Source organism: Acutalibacter sp. LFL-21, from assembly GCF_025630755.1.
Classification (GTDB): Bacteria; Bacillota; Clostridia; order Oscillospirales; family Acutalibacteraceae; genus Acutalibacter; species Acutalibacter stercoravium.
In genome coordinates this window covers 119,557-143,457 of record NZ_JAOTNT010000001.1, presented here as the reverse complement: position 1 = coordinate 143,457, position 23,901 = coordinate 119,557, and the positions used below count along the sequence as shown (strand labels likewise).

Below are 23,901 nucleotides of genomic sequence, written 5' to 3'. Positions count from 1 at the left end.
ATGCCACTGAATAAGGATATCAAAAAGGTATTGGTTATTGGCTCCGGCCCCATTGTCATCGGCCAGGCGGCGGAGTTCGACTACGCCGGCACCCAGGCCTGCCGCGCCCTGCGGGAGGACGGCATTGAGATTGTCCTGGTAAACTCCAACCCCGCCACCATTATGACCGACAAGGCCATGGCGGATAAGATCTATATTGAACCCCTGAACCTGACCACGGTGAAACGCATCATCGAGAAGGAGAAGCCGGACAGCATCCTCTCTGGCTTTGGCGGCCAGACCGGCCTGACCCTCTCCATGCAGCTGGCCAAGGAGGGCTTTTTGGAGAGCCACAACGTGCGGCTGCTGGGCGCCTCCCCTGAGACCATTGACAAGGCCGAGGACCGCCAGATGTTCAAGGACACCATGGAGAAGATCGGCCAGCCCTGCATCCCCTCCAAGGTGGTCACCACTGTGGAGGACGCCGAGGCCTTTGCCCTGGAGATCGGCTACCCGGTCATCATCCGGCCCGCCTTCACCTTGGGCGGCTCCGGCGGCGGCATCGTCAACAACCAGGAGGAGCTGCGGGAAGTGGCCGCCAACGGCCTGGCCCTTTCTCCCATCACCCAGATCTTGGTGGAGAAGTCCATCGCCGGGTGGAAGGAGATCGAGTTCGAGGTGATGCGGGACAGCAAGGGCAACACCATCACCGTGTGCTCCATGGAGAACCTGGACCCGGTGGGCGTGCACACCGGCGACTCCATCGTCATCGCCCCCACGGTCACCCTCTCTGACAAAGAGTACCAGATGCTCCGCTCCGCCGCGTTGAAGATCATCAACGAGCTGGGCGTGGAGGGCGGCTGCAACTGCCAGTTTGCCCTGCACCCCACCTCCTTTGAATACGCCGTCATCGAGGTAAACCCCCGTGTGTCCCGTTCCTCCGCCCTGGCCTCCAAGGCTACGGGCTACCCCATCGCCAAGGTGGCCACCAAGATTGCCATTGGCTACACCCTGGACGAGATTAAAAACGCGGTCACCGGCAAGACCTACGCCGCCTTCGAGCCCGCGTTGGACTATGTGGCCGTTAAGTTCCCCAAGTGGCCCTTTGACAAGTTTGTCTACGCCAAGCGGGATTTGGGCACCCAGATGAAGGCCACCGGCGAGGTCATGTCCATTGCCGACACCTTTGAGATGGCCCTGATGAAGGCTGTCCGTGGGGCGGAGATCTCTCTGGACACCCTGAACCTGCCCAAGTTCGCCACCGAGAGCGAGGAGAACCTGTGGCACATCGCCACCCACGCCACCGACGAGCGTCTGTTCGCCGTGTACGAGCTGCTCAAGCGGGGGGTGACCGTGGAGAAAATGCACCAGGAGACCATGATCGACTGCTGGTTCCTCTCCAAGCTGATGAACCTTCTAAGCTACGAGCGGGAACTGGCCAAGGGCCGGCTCACTCAGGAGCTGTACACCCAGGGCAAGCAGCTGGGCTATCCCGACGCCACCATCGCCAGGCTCTCCGGCTGCGAGGTGACCTTTGAGCGCAAGCCCACCTTCAAGATGGTGGATACCTGCGCCGGCGAGTTCGCCGCCCACACCCCCTATTTTTATGCCACCTATGACACGGAAGAGTCCGGCGGTGAGGACGAGGCACTGGAGTTTATCGGGGAAAACCGGGAGAAGCAGACCGTCATCGTGCTGGGCTCCGGCCCCATCCGCATCGGCCAGGGCATCGAGTTCGACTACGCCAGCGTCCACTGCGTCATGTCCCTGCGCCAGCTGGGGTACGAGGTGGTCATCATCAACAACAACCCGGAGACCGTGTCCACCGACTTTGACACCGGCGACCGGCTGTACTTCGAGCCCCTGTCCCCCGAGGATGTGCTGGACATCATCAACATCGAGAAGCCCATCGGCGTGGTGGTGGCTTTCGGCGGCCAGACGGCCATCAAGCTGACCAAGACCCTGGCCCAGCACAACATCCCGATTTTGGGCTCCTCCGCCGACACCATCGACATGGCCGAGGACCGGGAGCGGTTCGACGCGCTGCTGGAGCGCTCCGGCATCAAGCGGCCCAAGGGCCACACCATCATGTCCACCGAGGAGGCCCTTGCCGCCGCCCGGGATCTGGGCTACCCTGTGCTCATGCGGCCCAGCTATGTGCTGGGCGGCCAGAACATGATCATCGCCTACTGCGACGAGGACATTGAGGAGTACATGGCCATCATCCTCTCCCACAAGCAGGATAACCCGGTGCTGATTGACAAGTACCTCTCCGGCATGGAGATCGAGGTGGACGCCATCTGCGACGGGGAGAACATCCTCATCCCCGGCATTATGGAGCATGTGGAGCGCACGGGTATCCACTCTGGCGACAGCATCGCTGTGTACCCGGCCTCCGACATTGACGACGACATGAGCGCCAAGATCGTGGCCACCACGGAAACCCTCTGCCGGGAGCTGAACGCTCTGGGCCTGATCAACCTGCAATACATCATCATGGACGGGGAGATCTACGTCATCGAAGTGAACCCCCGGGCCTCCCGTACCGTGCCCTACATCAGCAAGGTCACCGGCGTGCCCATGTGCGACCTGGCCACCAAGGTGAGCCTGGGCTACAAGCTCACCGACCTGGGCTTCGGCACCGGGCTGTACAAGCCCTCCCCCTACGTGGCGGTGAAGGTGCCGGTGTTCTCCTTTGAGAAGCTGACCGATGTGGATACCCACCTGGGGCCGGAGATGAAGTCCACCGGCGAGGTGCTGGGCATTGGCAACAATGTGGAGGAGGCCCTCTACAAGGGCCTGATCGCCTCTGGCCACAAGATGAACAAGGGCGGCGGCGTGTTCATCACCGTGCGGGACCAGGACAAGCCCGAGATTGGTGAGATCGCCAAAAAGTTCGCCAAGATGGGCTTCGAGCTTTACGCCACCACCGGCACCGCCATGGTGCTCTTCAAGGTGGGCCTGTCCGTGAAGATCGTGGATAAAATCCACGAGAGCTCGGTCAACACCATCACCCTGCTGGAGAGCGGCAAGGTCAACTACGTCATCTCCACCTCCGCCAAGGGCCGCAACCCCGCCCGGGACAGCGTGAAGATCCGCCGCAAGGCAAGTCTCTTGGGCATTCCCTGCCTGACGGCCATCGACACCGCCAACGCCCTGGCGGACTCCCTGATGAGCCGCTACACCCCGGAGAACACGGAGATCATCGACATCAACAACCTGAAGGAGCGCAAGCAGAAGCTGAAGTTCACCAAGATGTCCGCCTGCTCCAACGACTATATCTACATCAACCTGTTCGATGAGGAGAACAAGGTTTCCTCTCCTGAGTTCCTGTCCATCTACCTCAGCGACCGGCACAACGGCGTGGGCGGCGATGGGGTCATCCTGATCTGCCCCAGTGACAAGGCCGACGCCCAGATGCGCATGTTCAACCTGGACGGCAGCGAGGGCTGGATGTGCGGCAACGGCATCCGCTGCGTGGCCAAGTACCTGTTTGACAACGGCATTGCCAAGGGCCAGAAGGTGGGCGAGGGCCGCTATCTGCTCCACATCGACACCAAGAGCGGCGTGAAGGACTGTACCGTCATCACCAAGAATGGCTTGGTTTCCAAGGTGACGGTGGACATGGGCCGCGCCGAGCTGGCCCCGGAGAAGATCCCTGTCCGGCTGGAAGGGGAACAGGTGGTGGACAAGCCCATCTCCATTGGCGGCAACGTGTACCGCATCACCTGCTGCTCCATGGGCAATCCCCACTGCACCGTGTTTGTCCCCTCGGTGGACAAGCTGGACCTGCAGGACCTGGGCCCCAAGTTTGAGAACGACCCCATGTTCCCGGACCGGGTGAACGTCAGCTTTGTGGAGGTCATCGACCAGCACACCCTGAAGGCCCGCATCTGGGAGCGGGGCAGCGGCGAGACCATGGCCTGCGGCACCGGCACCTGCGCCGCCGTGGTGGCCGCCACCCTCAACGGTTACTGCGAGAAGGGCAAGGATATCCGGGTCATCCTCAAGGGCGGCGAGCTGAAAATCCACTACACCGACGAGCGTGTGCTGATGACCGGCAAGGCCGAGAAAGTGTTCGACGGCGTGGTAGAGGTGTAACCCTCCAGTAAAATGCAACAGCACAAAGGACTTTCCCGCGCCTTGGAAAGTCCTTTGTAGATTTCATCCAGAAAAATAGGAAAGGGGAACGCTATGGGCACTTTGCGTTTTACGAAAATGCACGGCTGCGGCAACGACTATGTGTATATCAACTGCTTTGAGGAGACGGTGGAGGACCCGGCGGCTTTGGCGGTGCGCCTCTCTGACCGGCACAAGGGCATTGGCGGCGACGGGGTCATCCTGATCTGCCCCTCTGACAAGGCCGACGCCCAGATGCGCATGTTCAATTTAGACGGCAGCGAGGGCAAAATGTGCGGCAACGGCATCCGCTGCGTGGCCAAATACGTCTATGACCACCACATCGCCCGGAAAAAGGAGCTCCACATCGAGACCCTCAGCGGCGTGAAGACCTGCCTTATCCACGAGGAGAACGGGGAGGCCGTGTCGGTCACGGTGGACATGGGGGAGGCCATCCTGAGCCCCGGGGAGATCCCCGTGGCCCTGCCGGGGGACTGCGTCATCCACCAGAACGTGGAGGTGGCCGGGGGCATTTATGAGATCACCTGCGTTTCCATGGGCAACCCCCACTGCGTCATCTTCGGCGAAGACCCCGACGGCCTGGAGCTTTCGGAGATCGGCCCCCGGTTCGAGCACGACCCCCTCTTTCCCCAGGGGGTGAACACGGAGTTCATCCAGGTGCTGGACGGCCACACCCTGAAAATGCGGGTGTGGGAGCGGGGCAGCGGCGAGACCATGGCCTGCGGCACCGGCGCCTGCGCCAGCGCCGTGGCGGCGGTCCTCTGCGGATACTGCCCCATGGGGGAGGATATCCTGGTGCGGCTGCGGGGCGGGGACCTGACCATCCGCTATGAGCAGGACCGGGTGTGGATGACCGGCGAGGCGGTCACCGTATTCCAGGGCACCGTAAAGATCTGAGCCAGAACACACAGTCAAACGCACAAGGAGGGAATTCGGAATGGCAAAGTATATTTTCGTCACCGGGGGCGTGGTCTCCGGTTTGGGAAAGGGCATCACGGCTGCTTCCCTGGGACGCTTGCTCAAGGCCCGGGGCCTGAAGGTGGCTGCCCAAAAGCTGGACCCCTACATCAACGTGGACCCAGGCACCATGAGCCCCTATCAGCACGGGGAGGTCTACGTCACCGAGGACGGCCTGGAGACCGACCTGGATTTGGGCCACTATGAGCGGTTCATCGACGAGGACCTGAACAAGTTCTCCAACCTGACCACCGGCAAGGTGTATTGGAATGTCTTGAACAAGGAGCGCCGGGGCGAGTATTTGGGAGAGACCATCCAGGTCATCCCCCACATCACCTCGGAGATTAAGAGCTTTATCTACAGCGTGGGGCAGAAGTCCAACGCCGACGTGGTCATCACAGAGATCGGCGGCACCGCCGGCGACATTGAGAGCCAGCCCTTTTTAGAGGCCATCCGCCAGGTCTCCCAAGAGGTGGGGACGGAAAATTCCCTCTTCATCCACGTCACCCTGGTGCCCTATTTGAAGAGCTCTGGGGAGCATAAATCCAAGCCCACCCAGCACTCCGTCAAGGAGCTGCAGAGCATGGGCATTAAGCCGGACATCATCGTGCTGCGCACCGACGAGCCCATCACCGACCCCAGCATCTTCCACAAGATCGCCCTGTTCTGCAACGTGCGGCCCGACTGCGTCATTGAGAACCTGACCATCCCCGTGCTGTACGAAGCGCCCATCATGCTGGAGAAGAGCCACTTCTCCGAGATTGTCTGCCGGGAGCTGGAGCTGGAGACCCCCGATCCGGACATGGCCGAGTGGCTGGAGATGGTAGAGCGCATCCGCGGCCGGAAGCAGCTGACCCGCATCGCCCTGGTGGGCAAGTATGTGAAGCTGCACGACGCCTACCTCTCTGTGATGGAGGCCCTGCGCCACGCGGGCTATGACTACAGCGCCCGGGTGGAGATCGACTGGGTGGATTCCGAGACCCTCACCGAGGAGAACGTGGCCTCCCGCCTGGGGGACGCCGACGGCATCCTCATCCCCGGCGGCTTTGGGACCCGGGGCATCGAGGGGATGGTGCTGGCCGCCCAGTACGCCCGGGAGCGCAACGTGCCCTTCCTGGGCATCTGCTTGGGTATGCAGATCGCCGTCATCGAGTTCTGCCGGAACGTGTGCGGCATCAAGGACGCCAACTCCGGCGAGTTTGACGAGTACGGCCTGCACAAGGTCATTGACTTTATGCCCGACCAGAACAAGAACATCAACAAGGGCGGCACCCTGCGGCTGGGCAGCTATCCCTGCCAGATCAAGCCCGGCACCCGGATGATGGAGTGCTACGGCAAGGACTTGGTTCAAGAGCGCCACCGCCACCGGTATGAGTTCAACAACGACTACCGGGAGACGGTGGAAGCCGCGGGCATGGTCATCAGCGGCACCAGCCCGGACGGCCGCATTGTAGAGACCGTGGAGCTGCCCCAGAACGACTTCTTTGTGGCGGGCCAGTTCCATCCCGAGTTCAAGTCCCGCCCCAACCGGGCCCATCCCCTGTTCAAGGGCCTGGTCAAGGCCGCGCTGGCATACCGGCAGAGCCGCGGCAGGCAATAAACCCACACCCATAAGAAAAACCGCTATTTCACGGAAAGGAACGGAATTGAAGATGAAGCTGAACGGCAATTTCCAGAACCTGGAGCAGAGCTACCTGTTTGTCACCATCGCCAAGAAGGTGGCCGCCTACACCCAGGAGCACCCTGAAAACAAGATCATCAAGATGGGCATTGGCGATGTGACCATGCCCCTGGCCCCGGCGGTCATCCAGGCCATGCACGACGCCACCGAGGAGCAGGCCCACAAGGAGACCTTCCACGGCTACTCCCCGGACAGCGACGGCTACCCCTTCCTGCGGGAGGCCATTGCCAACTACTACAAGAACTTCGGTGTGGACATGGACCCCTCTGAGGTGTTTGTGGGCGACGGCGCCAAGAGCGACGTGGGCAACATTGTGGATTTGTTCGACGTGGACAACACCGTGCTGGTGCCCGACCCGGTGTACCCTGTGTATGTGGACACCAACATTATCTCCGGCCGGAAGATCCAGTACATGGATGCCAACGAGCAAAACGGCTTTTTGCCCCTGCCCGACCCCAGCGTGCAGGCGGACATCATCTATCTCTGCTCCCCCAACAACCCCACCGGCGCCACCTACAACAAGGAGCAGCTGCAGGCCTGGGTGGACTACGCCCTGGAGCAGAAGGCCGTCATCCTGTTTGACGCCGCCTATGAGGCCTTTATCACCGAGCCGGGCCTGCCCCACAGCATCTTTGAGATCCCTGGGGCGGAGAAGTGCGCCATCGAGTTCTGCTCCTTCTCCAAGACGGCGGGCTTCACCGGCATGCGCTGCGGCTACACCACCATCCGCAAGGAGCTGGTGATGGACGGCGTGCAGGTCTCCAAGCTGTGGCAGCGCCGCCAGGGCTGCAAGTTCAACGGCACCAGTTACATCACCCAGCGGGCCGCCGCCGCGGTGTTCACCGCAGAGGGCCAGAAGCAGATTCGGGAGACCATCGCCTACTACCAGAACAACGCCAAGGTGATGATGGACGCCTTTACAAAAATGGGCGTGTGGTTCACCGGCGGCACCAACTCCCCCTATATCTGGCTGAAGTGCCCGGACGGCATGGGCAGCTGGGAGTACTTTGACTATCTGCTGCACAACGCGGAGATTGTGGGCACCCCTGGCGAGGGCTTTGGCAAGAACGGCGAGGGCTATTTCCGCCTGACCGCCTTTGGCGACGCCCAGAAGACCGTGGAGGCTATGGAGCGTATCCAGAAGCTGAAAAAGTAAGGCGCGGTCCGTGGCCGGACTGGACAATTCGCGCTGTGGGGCGGCGGCTACGGCCGCGCCTGTGCTGACAGCCAGCGCACGTCCGCGCCCAGTGCCTGGGCACTCAAGTCGCGCACGCCGCTTTAGGGCGGCGGAGCTGGCTGAGGGCCGCTGGCTCACAAGCCCGCGCTTGGGTTTGGGAGAGAAACGTAAAAGTTTCGTCCACCTTTTCAAAGGTGGTGGGGTTTGGGGTGAAACCCCAAGACCTTCCGGGGTTGCAAGGACCGTAGGTCCTGCCTTCCCATACTTCAAAAAAGGGGGGACGGATGTCCCCCTCTTGGGACAGCACAAAAGCTGTTGCCCCAGGGCCGGAGAAATTAAAATGGCCATGTTGCCCGAAAACCCAGGAAACATGCGGGTTTGCGAACTTGTCACCTTGGCCATGTTGGGGAGGAAACTGGCCAATTTGGCTTTGAACATGGCCACCTGGTCAAGTTCGGGAAGCCGCATAAAACCTAGCTTTTTTGGCAACTTAGCCATTTATTTTATTCAAGTGGGGCGTGTGCCGCCCCTGTATGGGAGGAACCGTCATGCTAGAACAGCTGAAAGAACAGGTCTACCGCGCCAACATGCTGCTGCCGGAACACCGCCTGGTCACCTTTACCTGGGGCAACGTCAGCGGCATCGACCGGGAGAGCGGCATCATGGCCATCAAGCCCAGCGGGGTGGAGTATGAAAAGCTCTCCCCAGAGGACATGGTGCTGGTGGACATCCGCACGGGCAAAAAGGTGGAGGGCAAGTGGAACCCCTCTTCAGACACGGCCACCCACTGCGAGCTGTACCGCAGCTTTGAGGCCATCGGCGGGGTGGTGCACACCCACAGCCGGTGGGCCACCATTTTCAGCCAGATGGGCCGGGGAGTCCCCGCCCTGGGCACCACCCACGGGGACTACTTCTACGGAGAGATCCCCTGCACCCGGAAGATGACCCCCGAGGAGATCGCCGGGGAGTATGAGCTGGAGACGGGAAAGGTCATTGTGGAGACCTTCCAGGGCAAGGACCCGGAGGACATCCCTGCGGTGCTGGTGCACAGCCACGGCCCCTTTGCCTGGGGCAGCGACGCCATGAACGCGGTCCACAATGCGGTGGTGCTGGAGGAAGTGGCTTTCATGGCCTGGCACGCGTTGATGCTGGAGCCCAGCCTGCCGCCCATGCAGCAGGAGCTGCTGGACAAGCACTACCTGCGCAAGCACGGCGCCAACGCCTACTACGGCCAGGCGCAGTGCCTGCGCTCTCAAGACGCGAACGGCGGTGCGTGACCGCACGGGACAAGACGCGCACGCCGCTTTAGGGCGGCGGGGCTTGCGGAGAGCCTCTAGTTTTTATGCCCGCGCCCAGTGCCTGGGTTCTCAAGACGCGCACGCCGCTTTTAGGGCGGCGGAGCTGGGTGTGAGAGGCGCTAACTGGAAAGCCCGCGCCCGAGTCAGATAGAGACAAGTAAAAGTTTTTAGTCAAGTTTTTTCAAAAAACTTGCGAGGTGTGGAGCAGCGCTCCACGGCCCTAAGGGGGTTGCAAGGACCGTAGGTCCTGCCTTCCCATACACAAAAAAGGGGGGCGGATGTCCCCCTCTTTTGCGCAGCCCACATTTTTTCAAATAGGTGATCCCTATGACGTACTATCAAGACAAGGATTTGACCATCCGCCCCATGCTGCCCTCCGACTGCCAGGCCTTCTACGAGAGCTTTGCCGCCCACGATTGGCACAAGCCCCTGGCCCAGTTTCAGCGGTATTTTCAGGAGCAGGAACAGGGCGTGAAACGAATTTTAGTGGCTGCCTGGCAGGGGGAAGTGGCCGGGTACACCACCCTGCTGCCCCAGGCCCCAGCCGGTCCCTTTGCGGGCAAGGGCTGGCCCGAGGTGCAGGATTTTAACGTGCTGCCCCCCTTCCAGCGGCGGGGCATCGGCAGCCGCATCTTAGAGGCGGCCGAGGACCTGGCCTCCCAGACCAGCGACACCATCTGCCTGGGGGTGGGGCTGCACAGCGGCTATGGAACGGCCCAGCGCCTGTATGTGAAGCGGGGCTATGTGTTCGACGGCTCCGGCCTGTGGTATCGCGACAAGCCCCTGGAGCAGTATGCCCCCTGCGCCGCAGACGACGGCTTGGTGCTCTACCTCTCCAAAAAACTGGTCCGCCGGGAGTTCCGCCCCCTCACCCAGGAGGAGCTGGTCCCAGAGCTGTTCCGCTGCTTCGACCGGTTCCAGATTGTGGAAAAGTGCTGGCGCAAGGTGGAGGGCCAGTGGGTGGTGAAAGATGTGGTTTTCACCGAGCGCTGGGGGGAGAAAGACTACCGCTTCCTGTGCCAATGCCTGCGAAACACCATGGCCACCGGCGGCCAGGTGTGGGGGGCCTTCCTGGAGGGGAGGCTCAAGGGCTTTGCCTCTGTGGAGGGGCCGCTGGTGGGCTCCCGGAAGCAGTACGCCGACCTGACCAGCATCCACGTCTCCGCAGACGCCCGGGGCCACGGCCTGGGGCGGCGGCTGTTCCTGCTGGCGGAGGACACCGCCCGCCAGCTGGGGGCCGAGGCCCTGTACATCTCCGCCCACTCGGCGGTGGAGAGCCAGGCCTTCTACAAGGCCATGGGCTGCGTGGAGGCCAGGGAGTACCTCCCCGCCCATGTGGAGCAGGAGCCCTGCGACTGCCAGTTGGAGCGCAGGGTGTAGGCGGGGGCGTGAAAAAGTAAAATCGCAACAAAACGGAATTTTTTTCGGGTGTGCCGCGAACGCTGCGGCACACCCTTTTTTGTGCCGGCCCAATGAGTTGTTTCCTTCTCCCGGAAGGAGGCCGCGACTCTCAAGTGCTTGTTTCCACTCAGGGCTGGCGCGAATTTGAAGATTTTTGCTTTTTTCTTTTGAGGAAGGTAACTTTCCATCTTCCGGAAATATAGAGCCCGCGACTCTCAAGTGCTTGTTTCCGCTCAGGGCTGGCGCGAATTTGAAGATTTTTGCTTTTTTCTTTTGAGGAAGGTAACTTTCCATCTTCCGGAAATGTAGAGCCCGCGACTCTCAAGTGCTTGTTTCCACTCAGGGCTGGCGCGAATTAAAAGTTCTTTGCCTTCTTTCTTTCAAGAAAGAAGGTGTAAGAAAAACGAAAGAAATACCTCTTGACGTATTATACTATGTGATGTATAGTATAAGTGATCACAGAGGAAAGGAGTGGGGAGATGGACGCCCAGCTGAAAAAGGGACTTCTCGATGTGTGCGTGCTGGTGGCCCTGCAGGAGCGGGACTCCTACGGCTATCAGATCATCAAGGACGTGTCGCCCATTGTGGAGATCTCCGAGTCCACGCTGTATCCCATCCTCAAGCGGTTGGAGGCCGGCGGCTTTGTCACCACCTATTCCATGGAGCACAACAGCCGCCTGCGCAAGTATTACCGCCTGACGGACCAGGGCAGGCAGCGCATCCGGGACTTCCTGGTGGAATGGCAGGACGTGATGCGGGCCTACCGGTACATTGCCGCCTCCCAAGAGGGCGGAGCAACGCCATTGAGAAAGGATGAAACACCATGACAAAGCAACTGTTTTTAAACGAGCTTTCGGCGGCGCTCCACGGCCTGTCACGGGAGGAGCGTTACCGCACGTTGAGCTACTATGACGAGCTGATTGACGACAGGGTGGAGGACGGCCAAAGCGAGGAGGAGGCCGTGGAAAGCCTGGGAAGCCCAGAGCAGATTGCCCGGGAGATTCTGGGGGAGGAGGAGCCCGCCCCCTCCACCAGCAAGGGCCGGAAGGTGTGGCTCATCGTCCTGCTGGTGCTGGGCTTCCCCCTGTGGGGCAGCCTGCTGCTGACGGCGGCAATCCTGCTGCTGTGCGTGTATATCTGCCTGTTCCTGCCGGTCTTTTTGCTGGGGGTGATGGCCCTGGCGTTTTTGGCCAGCGCCCTGATAGGCGTGGTAGGCACCCCCTTCCTGATAATGGATGTGGGCCTGCTCACCGGCGGCCTGCCCGCGGGGCTGTTCCAGCTGGGGATGTCCGTAGCTCTGCTGGGCCTAGCGGTTCTCAGCGCTCTGGGGTTCTACTTCACTGGCAAGGCCACGGTAAAGGCCGGCAGAGCCATTTGGCGGGGAATCCGCCGCAGTTTTAGCAAAAAGGGGAGGGTTGTGGTATGAAACGGAAACAGCGGTTTTTCAAGCTCAGCGCCATTGTAGGGTGCATCCTGCTGGGCGCGGGAATGCTGCTCTGCGGCGCCGGGTTTGTGGGCATGGGCTGCAATTGGAACGCCTTCACCTATCCCCGGGGCGGCGAACCTGCGGCGGTCTCCTCCTTTGTGGAGGCGGACGCGGTGGACTCCATCGAGATCCACGCCTCGATGGGCGATGTGAAAATTGAGCGGGCCAGCGCCGCCAACCCAGAGGAAGTGGAGCTGGTTTTGGCGGAAAATGTGTATCAAGTTGTCGTCCAACACGGTTTGCTGCTGGTGATGCCCCAGGACTCCTACACCGCCACGGGCCAGGGCGGGTGGAACTGGTATCAGCTGCTCAACTTCCCCTCCAATGGGGATTGGGACGTGACCATCCGGGTGCCGGAAAAGCTGCTGGACAACGTGTTTGTGGAGACGGACATGGGCGCCGTGGACCTGTCGGATTTAGAGGCAGGCAGCGTGACCGTCCAGGGGGACATGGGCGACGTGACCTTGGACAATGTGTCCGCCTCGGAGAGCATGACCGTCACCCAGTCCATGGGCCGGATCACGTTGGAGAACTGCCAGGGCGGCGCCCTCCTGTTGGAGAATGACATGGGGGATACGGACGTCTCCAGCGGCAGCTTCACAGAGGGACAGATCACCGCCAGAACTGGCAACGTGGGGGTAGCGGACAGCGCCTTCACCGCCTTGACCGTGGAAAACGACATGGGGGACGTCACCTTGGTTTCCACCCAGGTCTCCGGGGCGGCCTTCTGCACGGTGAATATGGGCAATATTGACCTGGACGCCTTCGCCAGCCCGGAAATCACCCTCACCGCCGATTCCGGCAACGTGGAGGGCACCCTGACTGGCCGCCAGGAGGACTACCAGATCACCGTGGACACGGACATGGGAAATTCCAACCTGAAGGACCAGCTGGGCGGTGGGCCCAACCTCCTGCAGGTTACCACCAATATGGGAAATATTGATATTGAATTTGAGGAATAGCCAAAAGAACAGACGGCCAACGGGAACCAGCTAAAAAACCGCCGCCCCACGAGTGTGGGGACGGCGGTTTTTGGGTCTGCCCTTTACTCCCGTACAGGATCCCGGTCACGGAAGATCAGAGAGATGCACCACAAAGCGGCAATGCCCACAAGGGTGTAGACGATGCGGGCGATGATGGCGTCCTGCCCGCCGCAGATCCAGGCCACCAGGTCAAAGCGGAAGATGCCTACCAATCCCCAGTTGATGCCGCCAATAACCGTTAAAAGCAATGCAATGCGGTCTAAAATGCTCATGGTATAATTACCCCTTTTGTTTGAATTTTCCGGCAAGCGCGCCGGTGGTTCTCAAGGCTAGTGTGGACGGCTGTTCAGCTTTTATGCGTTTTGCCCTCCTCTGTTTTGGCAGCGCCTTTTTTGAAAAACAGCTCCCGCCAGCCCACAATCAAAAGAAAGGCGCCGAACAGCCGGCGCAGCAGGGTCACATCCAGCCAAGCGGCCAAGAACGCCCCGGCGGCGCAGGCGGGCAGCCCCGCCAGAGCGCACACCAGCACCGCCTGTTTTTCCACCAGCCCCCGGCGAAGGTGGCCCCACAGGGCGGGCAGGGCGCAGCATATAAAGTAGAGAAGGTTGATGCCTCCGGCCTGCAGCTGCCCCATGTCTTGCACCAATGTCAGCCATAGAAGCAGCAGGGTGCCGCCGCCCACGCCAAAACCGGAGAGTACCCCGGTGGCAGCCCCTACCAGGGCAGAGAGAAACCAGTTCACAGGGCCAGCACCGCCCGCACGCCTCCGTAGAGGATCAGCGCCCCAAAGGCCCGGCGCAGCCAAGCGAGGGGCACCTTTTGAAAGAGCCTGCCGGAGAGCAGGCCGCCCACCGCTCCTCCCAACAGGTAGGGCCAGGCTGCGGCCAGGTCCACTCCGCCCTTGAGCCAGTAGACCGCCGCCGACACCAGGGACAGGGGCAGGATCACCGCCACCGAGGTGGCAAAGGCTTTGCGCTGCTCCAGCCCGGCCCACTGGGTGAGCAGCGGCACCAAAAACAGCCCGCCCCCCGCGCCAAAAAGGCCGTTGCACAGCCCGGCAAGCCCGCCGGTGACAGCAAATTTTCCCGTGTTTTTCACATGGCTGCCTCCCCTCGCTTCGATGTGCCTGCAATACAGTGTGCCCTTGCAATCGCAAAATATCCCAAGTGATTTTTCACATAAAGCCACGCTTTCCCTTCCATACTGAAAGCAGGAGGCGGAGCGCTTATGAAAAAGAGAATCTATGGGGTTTTGGGGCTGCTTCTGGCGCTTTTGGGGGCTGCCTGTGTCTCTCTGGCACGGATTTCCACCGGAGAGGAGTATGTGGCCGCGGCAGGGGCGCAGAGCTTGTACCGGCTGGACGTGGCCCGGGCCCGGGGCGCCATCTATGACCGGGACCTGTCCCCTTTAGTGGGGGGACAGACCCAATATGTGGCGGCAGTGGCCCCCACAATTCAGGCCATCGGCGCCCTGGAACAGGCCACCGGCGGCCAGTACCGGAACCAGCTGGCCCTGGCCCTGGAAAACGGCAGGCCCTTTCAGCTGATCTTGGAAGAGCCTGTGGAAGACCCCCGCATTGATGTATTCCAGGTGCCCCAGCGCTACAGGGAGGACCAGCTGGCGCCCCATCTGATTGGCTACCTGGACAGCACGGGCGGAGGGGCCTCTGGCATCGAGCTGGCTATGGACGACGTGCTGCGCCAGTATGAGGGGAAGATCTCCGTCACCTACCGGGTGGACGCGGTAGGCCGGGCCATCGCCGGGGAGGAACGCCAAGTGGTGGACACCATGGAGGAGGCCGTGGGCGGGGTGGCCCTCACCCTGGACGAGGAAATCCAGCGGCTGGTGCAGCGGGAGGCTCAAAAACTGGGAAGGGGCGCTGTGGTGGTGACAGAGGTTCCCGGCTGTGAGATACGCGCCCTGGCCAGTGTCCCGGATTTTTCCCCGGTGGACCTGGGCTCTGTGGAGGAAGAGGGCTCTCCCCTGGTGAACCGGGGGTTCTCCGCCTATGCCCCCGGCTCGGTGTTCAAGCTGGCGACGGCCGCCGCCCTGCTGGAGGAGGGCATGGGGGACACCGCTTTCACCTGTGTAGGGTCCCTCAACGCCGGGGGGATGCAGTTCCACTGCATCAACAACACCGCCCATGGAGAGCTGGACCTGACGGGGGCGCTGGAAAAGTCCTGCAACTGTTACTTTATCAGCGCCGCCCGGGCCTTGGGCTCCCAAAAGGTGCTTTCCATGGCCTATAACCTGGGCTTTGGCCAGGCCCAGGAGTTTGGGCGGGGCCTGTGGGCCGCCTCTGGGGACCTGCCCGCCCTGCAGGACCTTTCCAACGTGCGGGCCCTGGCCAATTTTTCCTTTGGGCAGGGAGAGCTGACCGCCACGCCCTTGCAGCTGTGCGCCATGATGAACGCCATCGCCAACGGAGGCACCTACGCCTCTCCCAAGCTGGTGCTGGGCCTGGTGGATGAAGAGCGCCAGCTGACGGAGACCCCCTCTTCCGCGGACCGGGAGGGCCGGGTGATGAAGGCCTCCACCGCCCAGGCTTTGCGAGAGGCCCTGCTCTCCGCCGCGCGAGAGGGAACCGGAAGCCCCGGCGTCCCAGAGAACGGCACGGCGGGCATCAAGACAGGCACGGCCCAAACCGGCGTTTATGAAGAGGGGGAGGAGCTGCTCCACTTTTGGTACTGCGGCTTTGTCTGTGACAGCAGCGGCCCCCGCTGGTGCGTGGCAGTGCTCAAGGAGTCCTCCCAGGCGGATGGGGGTGTGACAGCCCGGGTGTTCCAACAGGTGGCACAGGGGCTGATTTCCCTGGAGGCGGGGGAAACCGGAGAAACCTCCGGGCTCTCCGCTTGACAGAAGCCCTTGGGCCGGGTATAATGAAAGCACAGTGAAATAGTGGTTTTTGCGCGGAGAAGATGTCCTTTTCCTCCCGTTCAGAGAGGCGGCCGGTGGGTGAAAGGCCGTTGGGGAGAAAGGGCAGGCCGCTCCCGCTGCTTGGAATGCAGCGCAGCTTTCTGGCGCTTTGCCGCGAAGAGCGGCACGGCTTTCCGCCGTTACCGGGAGAAGAGAGACCTTTGGCGGCTGCCAGAGGTAATTTGGGTGGTACCACGGGCTTTTCCGTCCCATTGATTGGGGTGGAAAAGCCTACTTTTTTTGGAGGCGCCATGCAGGAGATTTTGCGCACCCGCCGGCTTTTGCTGCGGGAGATGACAGAGGGGGATTTGCCGGACCTGAAGGAGGTCTTGCAGGACCCGGAAGTGATGACGGCCTACGAGCACAGCTTCTCGGACCGGGATGTGGCAGAGTGGCTGGCCCGCCAGCGGGAGCGCTACCGCCGGGACGGCTTTGGACTGTGGGCGGTGGTGCTGCCCTCCACCGGGGAGATGGTGGGCCAGGCGGGCATCACCTGGCAGGACTGCGAGGGCCAGCCCGTGCTGGAGGTGGGCTATCTTCTGAAAAAGCGCTTCTGGCACCAAGGCTACGCCAGCGAGGCCGCCCGGGCCTGCCGGGATTACGCCTTTCGGGTGCTGGGGGCCGAGAAGGTCAGCTCCATCATCAAGACGGACAATGCCGCCTCTATCCGGGTGGCCCAGCGCAACGGCATGCGCCGGGAGAAGGAATTTACCGCCCGCTATTACAATGGGCCTGTGCCCCATTATCTTTATACAGTATGGAAGGATGGGATTATGGATACCACATATTGCATCGAACAGCTGAAGGCGCTGTGCGCCATCGACAGCCCCTCGGGCTTTACGGACCGGGCGGCGGACTATTTGCTGGAGGAGCTCTCCCGCCTGGGCTATGCCCCGGAAAAGACCCGCAAGGGCGGGGTGCGGGTGTGCCTGGGAGGAGAGGGAGCCCCCCTGCTGCTGATGGCCCATGTGGACACCCTGGGCGCCGTGGTGCAGACCATCAAGGCCAACGGCCGGCTGGTGCTCTCCCCGGTGGGCGGACTGCGGGCGGAAAACTGCGAGGCGGAGAACTGCCGCGTCTACACCCGGTTTGACGGCACCTACACCGGGTGTTTGCAAATCTCCAACGCCTCGGTGCACGTCAACGACGACTACGCCGGCTCCCAGCGGAAGTTCGGGCAGATGGAAGTGGTCATCGATGAGCCGGTGAAGTCCGAAAAGGACACCCGTGCCCTGGGCATCTGCGAGGGGGATTTCGTCTGCTTCGACCCCCGCACCACCGTCACCCAGTCCGGCTACATCAAGAGCCGCTTTTTAGACGACAAGCTCAGCGCCGCCATCTTGCTGGCCTACGCCAAGGAGCTGAAGGACACCGGCACCGCCCCCCGGCGGAAGGTGTACCTGCACTTCACCGTGTACGAGGAGGTGGGCCACGGCGCTGCCGCCAGTGTGCCGGAGGACGTGGTGGAGCTGCTCAGCGTGGATATGGGCTGCGTGGGCGAGGGCCTGCAGTGCACCGAGCGGGAAGTCTCCATCTGCGCCAAGGACTCCGGCGGGCCCTACGATTACGCCGTCACCACCGCCTTAGTGGAGGCTGCCAAGGCAGCCGGGGCCGCCTACGCCGTGGACGTGTACCCCCACTACGGTAGCGACGCCGAAGCCGCCCTGAGCGCCGGCTACGACGTGCGCCACGGGCTGATCGGCGCGGGGGTGTACGCCTCCCACGGGTACGAGCGCTCCCATGTGGAGGGCGTGGAGAACACCTTAAAGCTGTTGTGGCAGTACACCACCAAATAAAAAAAGTCAAACACGGGGCTTGCCCCCAGTTTCATAAAGAGAGGGTAAAAGACAATGCAGTGGACAGGGTTAAACGAACTGAGAGAGAAATTCCTGGAGTATTTTGAGAGCAAGGAGCACCTGCGGCTTCCCAGCTTTTCGCTGATCCCCCAGGGGGACAACAGCCTGCTGCTCATCAACTCCGGCATGGCGCCCATGAAGAAGTACTTCACCGGCGAGGTGGAGCCCCCCCGGCGGCGGGTGACCACCTGCCAGAAGTGCATCCGCACCGGCGACATTGAGAACGTGGGCTACACCGACCGCCACGGCACCTATTTTGAGATGCTGGGCAACTTCTCCTTCGGCGATTACTTCAAGCGGGAGGCCATCTCCTTTGCCTGGGAGTTCTTCACCCAGGTGCTGGAGATGCCCAAGGAGAAGCTGTACATCTCCGTCTATGAAAATGACGACGAGGCCTGGAATATCTGGACCAAGGAAATCGGCGTGGAAGAGAGCCACATGAAGCGCCTGGGCAAAGAGGACAACTTCTGGGAGCACGGCTCCGGCCCCTGCGGCCCCTGCTCGGAGATCTACTTCGACCGGGGGGAGAAGCACGGCTGCGGCAAGCCCACCTGCGGCGTGGGCTGCGACTGCGACCGCTTTGTAGAGGTGTGGAACCTGGTGTTCTCCCAGTTTAACAACGACGGCCACGGCAACTACACCGACCTGGTGCAGAAGAACATCGACACCGGCATGGGCCTGGAGCGCCTGGCCTGCGTCATGCAGGACGTGGACAACCTGTTCCTGGTGGACACCGTGCAGAACATTATGAAGAAGATCACGGAGATTGCCGGGGTACACTATGGCGACGACCCCAAAAAGGACGTGTCCCTGCGGGTTATCACCGACCACATCCGCTCCACCGTGTTTATGATCGGCGACGGCGTGCTGCCCTCTAACGAGGGCCGGGGCTATGTGCTGCGCCGGCTGCTGCGCCGGGCCTCCCGCCACGGCAAGCTGCTGGGCATCCAGGGGGCCTTTTTGAAGGACGTGGTGGACACCGTGATCCAGGAGAACGAGAAGGCTTACCCCGAGCTTTTGGAAAAGCGGGAGACCATTAAGAAGATCGTCTCCTTTGAGGAGGAGAGCTTCCAGAAGACCATTGACCAGGGCATGGCCCTTTTAAACGACCTGATCGACAAGGCCGACTCCAAGGTGTTCTCCGGCGACAACGCCTTTACCCTCAATGACACCTATGGATTCCCCCTGGACCTGACCAAGGAGATCTTGGCAGAGCGGGGCATGCAGGTGGATGAGGAGCGGTTCCGCCAGCTGATGCAGGAGCAGCGGGAGCGCGCCCGCAGCGCCCGGAAGGACGCCGGCGCCGACGCCTGGAAAGGCGAGGGCAGCGCGGCCTCTGGCCTGGAGGAGACTGTTTTCACCGGCTACACCCAGATGGAGGGTGAGGGCAAGGTGACCGCCATCATCCAGAACGGGCAGCGGGTGGACTCCGCTGCCGAAGGCGCCGAAGTCAGCGTGGTGCTGGACACCACCCCCTTCTACGGGGAGGGCGGCGGCCAGGTGGGCGACACCGGCATTTTGGAAGCCGAGGGCGTTTCTGTGGATGTGGTGGACACCAGCAAGCACGAGGGCGTGTACCTCCACCGGGCGGTGGTCTCGGAAGGGTCTTTGCGCGTGGGAGATGTGCTCGCTGCCAAGGTGGATTCTGCCCGCCGGGAGGCCATTATGCGAAACCACACGGCGGCCCACCTGCTCCAGGCGGCCCTGCGGAAAGTGCTGGGCGACCATGTGGAGCAGGCCGGCCAGCTGGTCAACGACCGCCATGTGCGGTTCGACTTCACCCACTTCTCCGCCCTTACCCCGGAGGAGCTGCTCCAGGTGGAGGAGCTGGTGAACCGGGAGATCCTGCAGGCCGTGCCTGTGTCCGTGCAGGAGATGGGCATTGAAGAGGCCCGCAAGAGCGGCGCCATGGCCCTGTTTGGCGAAAAGTACGGCGACGTGGTGCGGGTGGTCAGCGTAGAGGACGGCTTCTCCAAGGAGCTGTGCGGCGGCACCCACATGGACAACACCGCCCGCCTGGGCCTGTTCAAGATTGTCAGCGAGAGCTCGGTGGCCTCTGGCGTGCGCCGCATCGAGGGCGTCACCGGCCTGGGCGTGCTGGCCCTGTTGAGCACGCAGGCGGCCACTTTGCTGGATGCGGCCCGGTCCATGAAGGTGGTAAATCCCATGGAGCTGCCCCTGCACGCCCAGCAGATGATGGCCCAGCTGAAGGAGAAGGACAAGGAAATTGAGTCCCTCAACGCCAAGCTGGCCCAGAACCGCCTGGAAGGCGTGTTCCAGAACGCCCAGGAAGTGGACGGCGTGAAGGTGGTATTTGCCCTGCTCTCCGGCACGGGCAGCGACGCCCTGCGGGCCCTGTGCGACAAGGCTAAGGAGCGCCCGGAGGCCATTGCGGCGGTGTTTGCCGGGGTTTCCGGCGGCAAAGCCACCCTGGCGGCGGCCTGCAGCAAGGCTGCCCAGCAGAAGGGCCTGAAGGCCGGCGTGCTGGTGAAAGAGGTGGCCCAGCTCTGCGGCGGCAACGGCGGCGGCCGCCCCGATTTCGCCATGGCGGGCGCCAAGGACCAATCTAAGCTGGACGACGCTTTGGCTGCTGTGCCAGAGCTGGTAAAGAAGCAGATCGGCTGACGCCGGTTTCCATACAACATACTGGAAAGGAGCATTCCCATGACTGACTGCATTTTCTGCAAAATCGCCAAGGGGCAGATCCCCTCGAAGATCGCCTATGAGGACGAGAACGTCATCGCTTTTTACGACCAGGACCCCCAGGCCCCGGTGCATGTGCTGGTGATCCCTAAGGAGCACATCGCCTCCGCCATGGAGGTCACCCCGGAGAACAGCGGCCTTATTGCCAGGGTGTGGGAGGCCATTCCGAAGATTGCCGCCGACCTGGGCCTGGAGAACGGCTTCCGGGTGGTGAACAACTGCGGCAAGGACGGCATGCAGACTGTCAAGCATTTGCACTTCCACCTGCTGGGCAAAAAGCAGATGGGCTGGCCGCCCTTCCCGGCCCAGTGACCCCGGCGGGAAAAGCCGCGGGACGGACGCTGAAGGCGTCCGGGCACGGTGTGGGCCGCACACGCGCTGCCGCGAGGGGTCCCGGCCACACCGGGGTGCGCGGCTCTAAAGCGGCGTGCGCGAAGGAAAGTTCTTTGCCAAGCTTTCTGACAAGAAAGCGGGAGAAAGGGAGGAATAGCAATGGGTGAAGTGTATAAGATCAACATAGCCGGGTGCGACAGGGAGCTTCCCATCTGCCCCATCGACGACCACATGGACATTGCGGGGTTTGTCATGTTCAGCGACGTGGAGATCACCGAACGGACTGCCCAGGCCCTGATGGAGAAGTGCCCCGAGCACGATGTGATCGTCACGGCGGAGAGCAAGGGCATCCCCCTGGCCTATGAGATGGCCCGCATTGGCTGCCGCAACTATGTGGTGGCCCGCAAGGGGATCAAAGCCTATATGGAGGACCCCATCCATGTGGAGGTGAAGTCCATCACCACCGACCACGTGCAGAAGCTGTACCTTTCCAAAGCGGACTGCGAGAACCTGAAGGGCAAGCGCATCCTCATTGTGGACGATGTGATCTCCACCGGGGAGAGCCTGGCCGCTATGGAAGAGCTGCTGCACGCCATTGGCGGCAAGGTGGTGGGCAAGGCCTGTGTGCTGGCGGAAGGCGACGCCAAGGACCGGACGGACATCATCTATCTGGAGCCCCTGCCCCTGTTCTTCAAGTAAGCGGTGGTCAGGCCCTTTGCCCTGCTGGGATTTTCCGCCTATGGGGCCTTGGCCCTCTGCGCGGCTTTGGGACCGGACGCTGCCCGGCCCCTGGGTTTCCTATGCCTGGGGCTGGCCTGCGCCATTGCCCTGGGACGGGCCGTGCTGGGCTTTTTCTGGGGGCGCCGGGGAATATGGACTGAGAATGAGCTTTCGGGGGAGACCCCGAGAGCTCTTTCTGCCTTTCGGAGCTTGTTTTGGGCGGCGGCAGCAATTGCTTTGGCGGGCGCTGCCTGCGTGCTCTACCTGTTGGCCTGGCAGCAGGCAGCCCCCTGGCAGGGACTGGATGGGGAAAAGCTGCAGGTTCGGGCCCAGGTGCTGGATTACCCGGAGGAGCGCTACCACCGCTACTACTACAAGCTCCGGGTGGAGGCCCTGGGGCAGGAGGAGGGCGCTTTAAAGGCAGTCGGGCCCTTTACCCTGCGGCTCTCCTCCACCATGCCCCTTGCCTGTGATCCCTATGACCGGGTGGAGTGCCTGGTGACTTTTCAGGCCTTCCAGGCGGGCGGCGGCCTTTATTCCACCCGGAACTCCCGCCTGGCGGACGGCTTCCAGGCTGGGGCCTATCTCTCCCAGTACGGGGGCATCGCTGTGGAGAGGGACAGCTCGGTTTCCCCGGGGGAGATGCTGGTAGAACTGCGCCATCAGGTGGGCCGGGCCATGGACCGGCTGCTCCCCCGGCGGGAGGCTGGGCTTTTGCGGGCCATGGTGCTGGGGGACAGCGGCGGCGTTTCAGAGGAGGACATGAGCCGTTTCCGGCAGCTGGGAGTCTCCCATATTCTGGTGGTCTCCGGGCTGCACATGACCATCTTGGCCGGCTTTATGCAATTTTTGCTTTGCCGCTTCCCCATCCGCAAGGCGGTGCGCAACGCGCTGACAGCTTTGGTGCTGGTCCTGTTCCTGGCCCTCTCCGGGTTCCAGCCCTCCGCCTGCCGGGGCGCGGCCATGTATGGGGTGCTGCTGTTGGCGGACTCCACCGGGCGCCGGGCGGACAGCCTGAATTCCTTGGGCTTGGCGGTGCTGCTGGTGTGCCTGTTCGCTCCCTTTTCCGGCGGGGACCTGGGGTTTGCCCTGTCTGTGTTGGCAACGCTGGGCATTGTGGTCTTGTACCGGCCCGTTTACCAGGTGCTTGTGGGAAAGCGCCTGGCCGGGCTGGCCCGGCGGCTGTGGAAGCCGGTGGCCGCCTCCCTGGCAGTGACGGCAGCCGCCTTGCTGGGGACCTTTCCCGTACAGCTGGCGGTGTTCGGCGGGCTCCCCCTGCTGACGCCCTTGGCAAACCTGCTGTTGGTGTTCCCCAGCACATTGCTGCTGTACGCCTCCTTCTGCGGGGCATTCCTCTCCCTGCTGCCAGCTACCGCGCCGCTGGCCGCTCCCTTTGTCTGGGCGGCGGGGTGGCTGGCCCGGTTCCTGCTGGGGGCTGCCGGACTTCTTGCCCAATGGAAGGGGACCTTCCTGCCCCTCACCGGCGAAGTGGCTTTGGCGGTGGTGATCGGGCTGCTGCTCCTGTTGATGGCAGCGGGCCTGGTGGGGAAGGACCGGCCCCTCCGGGCGGTGCTGGGCGGATGCATGGCTGTTTTGGCGGTGTTTGGAGGCGTCTTCCAGGGTTGGCTTACCCAGGATACGGTGATATTTGCGGCGCCCGCCGCGGAGGAGAGTTCCTGTGTGGTGATGATTCAGGATGGAAAGGCCGCGGTGCTCTCCTTGGGCGGGTACCGGACGGGTGCGGTGGCGGAGCTCCTCCAGCGCTACAGGGTTACCCAGGTGGAGGCACTGTGCCTGCCGGACCGGGGCCCAGAAGCCCGGGAGGCGGCGGTGCAGGTGCTGGAGGAGTACGGAGCAAAGCAGCTGGTCCTGCCGGGGGACGCCTATGTGGGACGGGACCTGGAGCTTGCCCTGGGGGACGCGCTCCCCGTGTTTTTGGAAGGCGGGGACAGCGTTTCCCTGTGGGCGGGAGTCTCCGCCCAGGTTCTGCCCCAGTGGGAGGGGCTGCTGCTCTCCGTTCATGGGGTGGAGGTGCTGGTGGAATGGGGCCCTGGCCAGAGCCGAAACTGCGGCCTGCTGTTTACCAACCAGCCCCAGACCCGGGTAAATGCCCCATTGTCTGTTTGGCAGACCGATGGTATAATAGGTGAAAACGGCCAAGGCCTGGCTTTCTCCCCAAAGGGGGAGGGGGCGGTGCTGCCGGTGGAGGAGGGGTGCGTGGAGGTATCCGTCTCCCCGGAGGGGACCGTTTCCGTGAGAAGGGAGGGCTAA

18 protein-coding genes are annotated in these 23,901 nt (G+C 62.3%); 15 read left to right on the top strand and 3 right to left on the bottom strand.

Annotated elements, in window-relative coordinates; all coding sequences use genetic code 11:
• The 9 genes from carB to ODJ80_RS00595 all read left to right on the top strand — a co-directional run bounded on the left by carB (nt 1) and on the right by ODJ80_RS00595 (nt 13,081).
• Entirely contained in the window at nt 1-4,080 is a 4,080-nt protein-coding gene (carB, locus tag ODJ80_RS00640; RefSeq protein WP_263040476.1) for a carbamoyl-phosphate synthase large subunit, read from the top strand.
• Between the two features lie 93 nt (nt 4,081-4,173).
• The gene (gene dapF / locus ODJ80_RS00635) at nt 4,174-5,016 is read left to right on the top strand and encodes a diaminopimelate epimerase (protein ID WP_263040475.1); all 843 of its coding nucleotides are present in this window, start codon (nt 4,174-4,176) and stop codon (nt 5,014-5,016) included.
• 40 nt (nt 5,017-5,056) lie between these two features.
• The gene (locus tag ODJ80_RS00630) at nt 5,057-6,676 is read left to right on the top strand and encodes a CTP synthase (RefSeq protein ID WP_263040474.1); all 1,620 of its coding nucleotides are present in this window, start codon (nt 5,057-5,059) and stop codon (nt 6,674-6,676) included.
• Between the two features lie 52 nt (nt 6,677-6,728).
• On the top strand, nt 6,729-7,913 hold the full coding sequence (locus ODJ80_RS00625) for an LL-diaminopimelate aminotransferase (RefSeq protein ID WP_263040732.1): 1,185 nt from the start codon (nt 6,729-6,731) through the stop codon (nt 7,911-7,913).
• A gap of 569 nt (nt 7,914-8,482) precedes the next feature.
• Nucleotides 8,483-9,211 carry an L-ribulose-5-phosphate 4-epimerase gene (gene araD, locus ODJ80_RS00620; protein WP_263040473.1) on the top strand — a complete coding sequence of 243 codons (729 nt, stop codon included), beginning with the start codon at nt 8,483-8,485 and terminating at the stop codon, nt 9,209-9,211.
• Nucleotides 9,212-9,559: 348 nt separating this feature from the next.
• Nucleotides 9,560-10,612 carry a GNAT family N-acetyltransferase gene (locus ODJ80_RS14070; protein WP_317619842.1) on the top strand — a complete coding sequence of 351 codons (1,053 nt, stop codon included), beginning with the start codon at nt 9,560-9,562 and terminating at the stop codon, nt 10,610-10,612.
• Nucleotides 10,613-11,112: 500 nt separating this feature from the next.
• Nucleotides 11,113-11,460, top strand: coding sequence for a PadR family transcriptional regulator (locus ODJ80_RS00605; RefSeq protein WP_178863691.1), 348 nt, complete (start codon nt 11,113-11,115; stop codon nt 11,458-11,460).
• A complete protein-coding gene (locus ODJ80_RS00600; protein ID WP_263040472.1) occupies nt 11,457-12,059 on the top strand; it encodes a DUF1700 domain-containing protein in 603 nt (200 codons plus the stop codon). Before ODJ80_RS00605 ends, ODJ80_RS00600 begins: the two co-directional genes overlap by 4 nt.
• Nucleotides 12,056-13,081, top strand: a complete 1,026-nt coding sequence (locus tag ODJ80_RS00595) for a DUF4097 domain-containing protein (protein ID WP_263040471.1) — start codon at nt 12,056-12,058, stop codon at nt 13,079-13,081. The genes ODJ80_RS00600 and ODJ80_RS00595 overlap by 4 nt, the downstream gene beginning before the upstream one ends.
• A gap of 83 nt (nt 13,082-13,164) precedes the next feature.
• Here ODJ80_RS00595 and ODJ80_RS00590 read toward each other — a convergent pair whose 3' ends face one another.
• From ODJ80_RS00590 to ODJ80_RS00580, 3 genes are all read right to left on the bottom strand, one after another.
• The gene (locus ODJ80_RS00590) at nt 13,165-13,368 is read right to left on the bottom strand and encodes a DUF378 domain-containing protein (RefSeq protein ID WP_263040730.1); all 204 of its coding nucleotides are present in this window, start codon (nt 13,366-13,368) and stop codon (nt 13,165-13,167) included.
• Between the two features lie 80 nt (nt 13,369-13,448).
• Nucleotides 13,449-13,844 carry a sulfite exporter TauE/SafE family protein gene (locus tag ODJ80_RS00585; protein WP_263040470.1) on the bottom strand — a complete coding sequence of 132 codons (396 nt, stop codon included), beginning with the start codon at nt 13,842-13,844 and terminating at the stop codon, nt 13,449-13,451.
• Nucleotides 13,841-14,200, bottom strand: a complete 360-nt coding sequence (locus ODJ80_RS00580) for a sulfite exporter TauE/SafE family protein (protein WP_178863683.1) — start codon at nt 14,198-14,200, stop codon at nt 13,841-13,843. The genes ODJ80_RS00585 and ODJ80_RS00580 overlap by 4 nt, the downstream gene beginning before the upstream one ends.
• Before the next feature lie 129 nt (nt 14,201-14,329).
• Between ODJ80_RS00580 and ODJ80_RS00575 the strand changes: the two genes are divergently transcribed.
• The 6 genes from ODJ80_RS00575 to ODJ80_RS00545 all read left to right on the top strand — a co-directional run bounded on the left by ODJ80_RS00575 (nt 14,330) and on the right by ODJ80_RS00545 (nt 23,901).
• Nucleotides 14,330-15,958: a peptidoglycan D,D-transpeptidase FtsI family protein gene (locus ODJ80_RS00575; protein ID WP_263040469.1), complete on the top strand. Its 1,629-nt coding sequence runs from the start codon at nt 14,330-14,332 to the stop codon at nt 15,956-15,958.
• 311 nt (nt 15,959-16,269) lie between these two features.
• Complete coding sequence (locus ODJ80_RS00565) at nt 16,270-17,814, top strand: GNAT family N-acetyltransferase (RefSeq protein ID WP_317619841.1); 1,545 nt, start codon at nt 16,270-16,272, stop codon at nt 17,812-17,814.
• Nucleotides 17,815-17,868: 54 nt separating this feature from the next.
• On the top strand, nt 17,869-20,499 hold the full coding sequence (gene alaS, locus ODJ80_RS00560) for an alanine--tRNA ligase (RefSeq protein WP_263040468.1): 2,631 nt from the start codon (nt 17,869-17,871) through the stop codon (nt 20,497-20,499).
• Nucleotides 20,500-20,538: 39 nt separating this feature from the next.
• Complete coding sequence (locus ODJ80_RS00555; protein ID WP_263040467.1) at nt 20,539-20,889, top strand: histidine triad nucleotide-binding protein; 351 nt, start codon at nt 20,539-20,541, stop codon at nt 20,887-20,889.
• A gap of 180 nt (nt 20,890-21,069) precedes the next feature.
• Complete coding sequence (locus tag ODJ80_RS00550) at nt 21,070-21,609, top strand: phosphoribosyltransferase family protein (RefSeq protein ID WP_178863673.1); 540 nt, start codon at nt 21,070-21,072, stop codon at nt 21,607-21,609.
• A gap of 3 nt (nt 21,610-21,612) precedes the next feature.
• Complete coding sequence (locus tag ODJ80_RS00545) at nt 21,613-23,901, top strand: ComEC/Rec2 family competence protein (protein WP_263040466.1); 2,289 nt, start codon at nt 21,613-21,615, stop codon at nt 23,899-23,901.

What these genes read in the sequence shown, in the direction of transcription:
- carB (WP_263040476.1), top strand. Translation starts at nt 1, where the DNA reads ATGCCACTGAATAAGGATATCAAAAAGGTATTGGTTATTGGCTCCGGC.
- dapF (WP_263040475.1), top strand. Translation starts at nt 4,174, where the DNA reads ATGGGCACTTTGCGTTTTACGAAAATGCACGGCTGCGGCAACGACTAT.
- ODJ80_RS00630 (WP_263040474.1), top strand. Translation starts at nt 5,057, where the DNA reads ATGGCAAAGTATATTTTCGTCACCGGGGGCGTGGTCTCCGGTTTGGGA.
- ODJ80_RS00625 (WP_263040732.1), top strand. Translation starts at nt 6,729, where the DNA reads ATGAAGCTGAACGGCAATTTCCAGAACCTGGAGCAGAGCTACCTGTTT.
- araD (WP_263040473.1), top strand. Translation starts at nt 8,483, where the DNA reads ATGCTAGAACAGCTGAAAGAACAGGTCTACCGCGCCAACATGCTGCTG.
- ODJ80_RS14070 (WP_317619842.1), top strand. Translation starts at nt 9,560, where the DNA reads ATGACGTACTATCAAGACAAGGATTTGACCATCCGCCCCATGCTGCCC.
- ODJ80_RS00605 (WP_178863691.1), top strand. Translation starts at nt 11,113, where the DNA reads ATGGACGCCCAGCTGAAAAAGGGACTTCTCGATGTGTGCGTGCTGGTG.
- ODJ80_RS00600 (WP_263040472.1), top strand. Translation starts at nt 11,457, where the DNA reads ATGACAAAGCAACTGTTTTTAAACGAGCTTTCGGCGGCGCTCCACGGC.
- ODJ80_RS00595 (WP_263040471.1), top strand. Translation starts at nt 12,056, where the DNA reads ATGAAACGGAAACAGCGGTTTTTCAAGCTCAGCGCCATTGTAGGGTGC.
- ODJ80_RS00575 (WP_263040469.1), top strand. Translation starts at nt 14,330, where the DNA reads ATGAAAAAGAGAATCTATGGGGTTTTGGGGCTGCTTCTGGCGCTTTTG.
- ODJ80_RS00565 (WP_317619841.1), top strand. Translation starts at nt 16,270, where the DNA reads ATGCAGGAGATTTTGCGCACCCGCCGGCTTTTGCTGCGGGAGATGACA.
- alaS (WP_263040468.1), top strand. Translation starts at nt 17,869, where the DNA reads ATGCAGTGGACAGGGTTAAACGAACTGAGAGAGAAATTCCTGGAGTAT.
- ODJ80_RS00555 (WP_263040467.1), top strand. Translation starts at nt 20,539, where the DNA reads ATGACTGACTGCATTTTCTGCAAAATCGCCAAGGGGCAGATCCCCTCG.
- ODJ80_RS00550 (WP_178863673.1), top strand. Translation starts at nt 21,070, where the DNA reads ATGGGTGAAGTGTATAAGATCAACATAGCCGGGTGCGACAGGGAGCTT.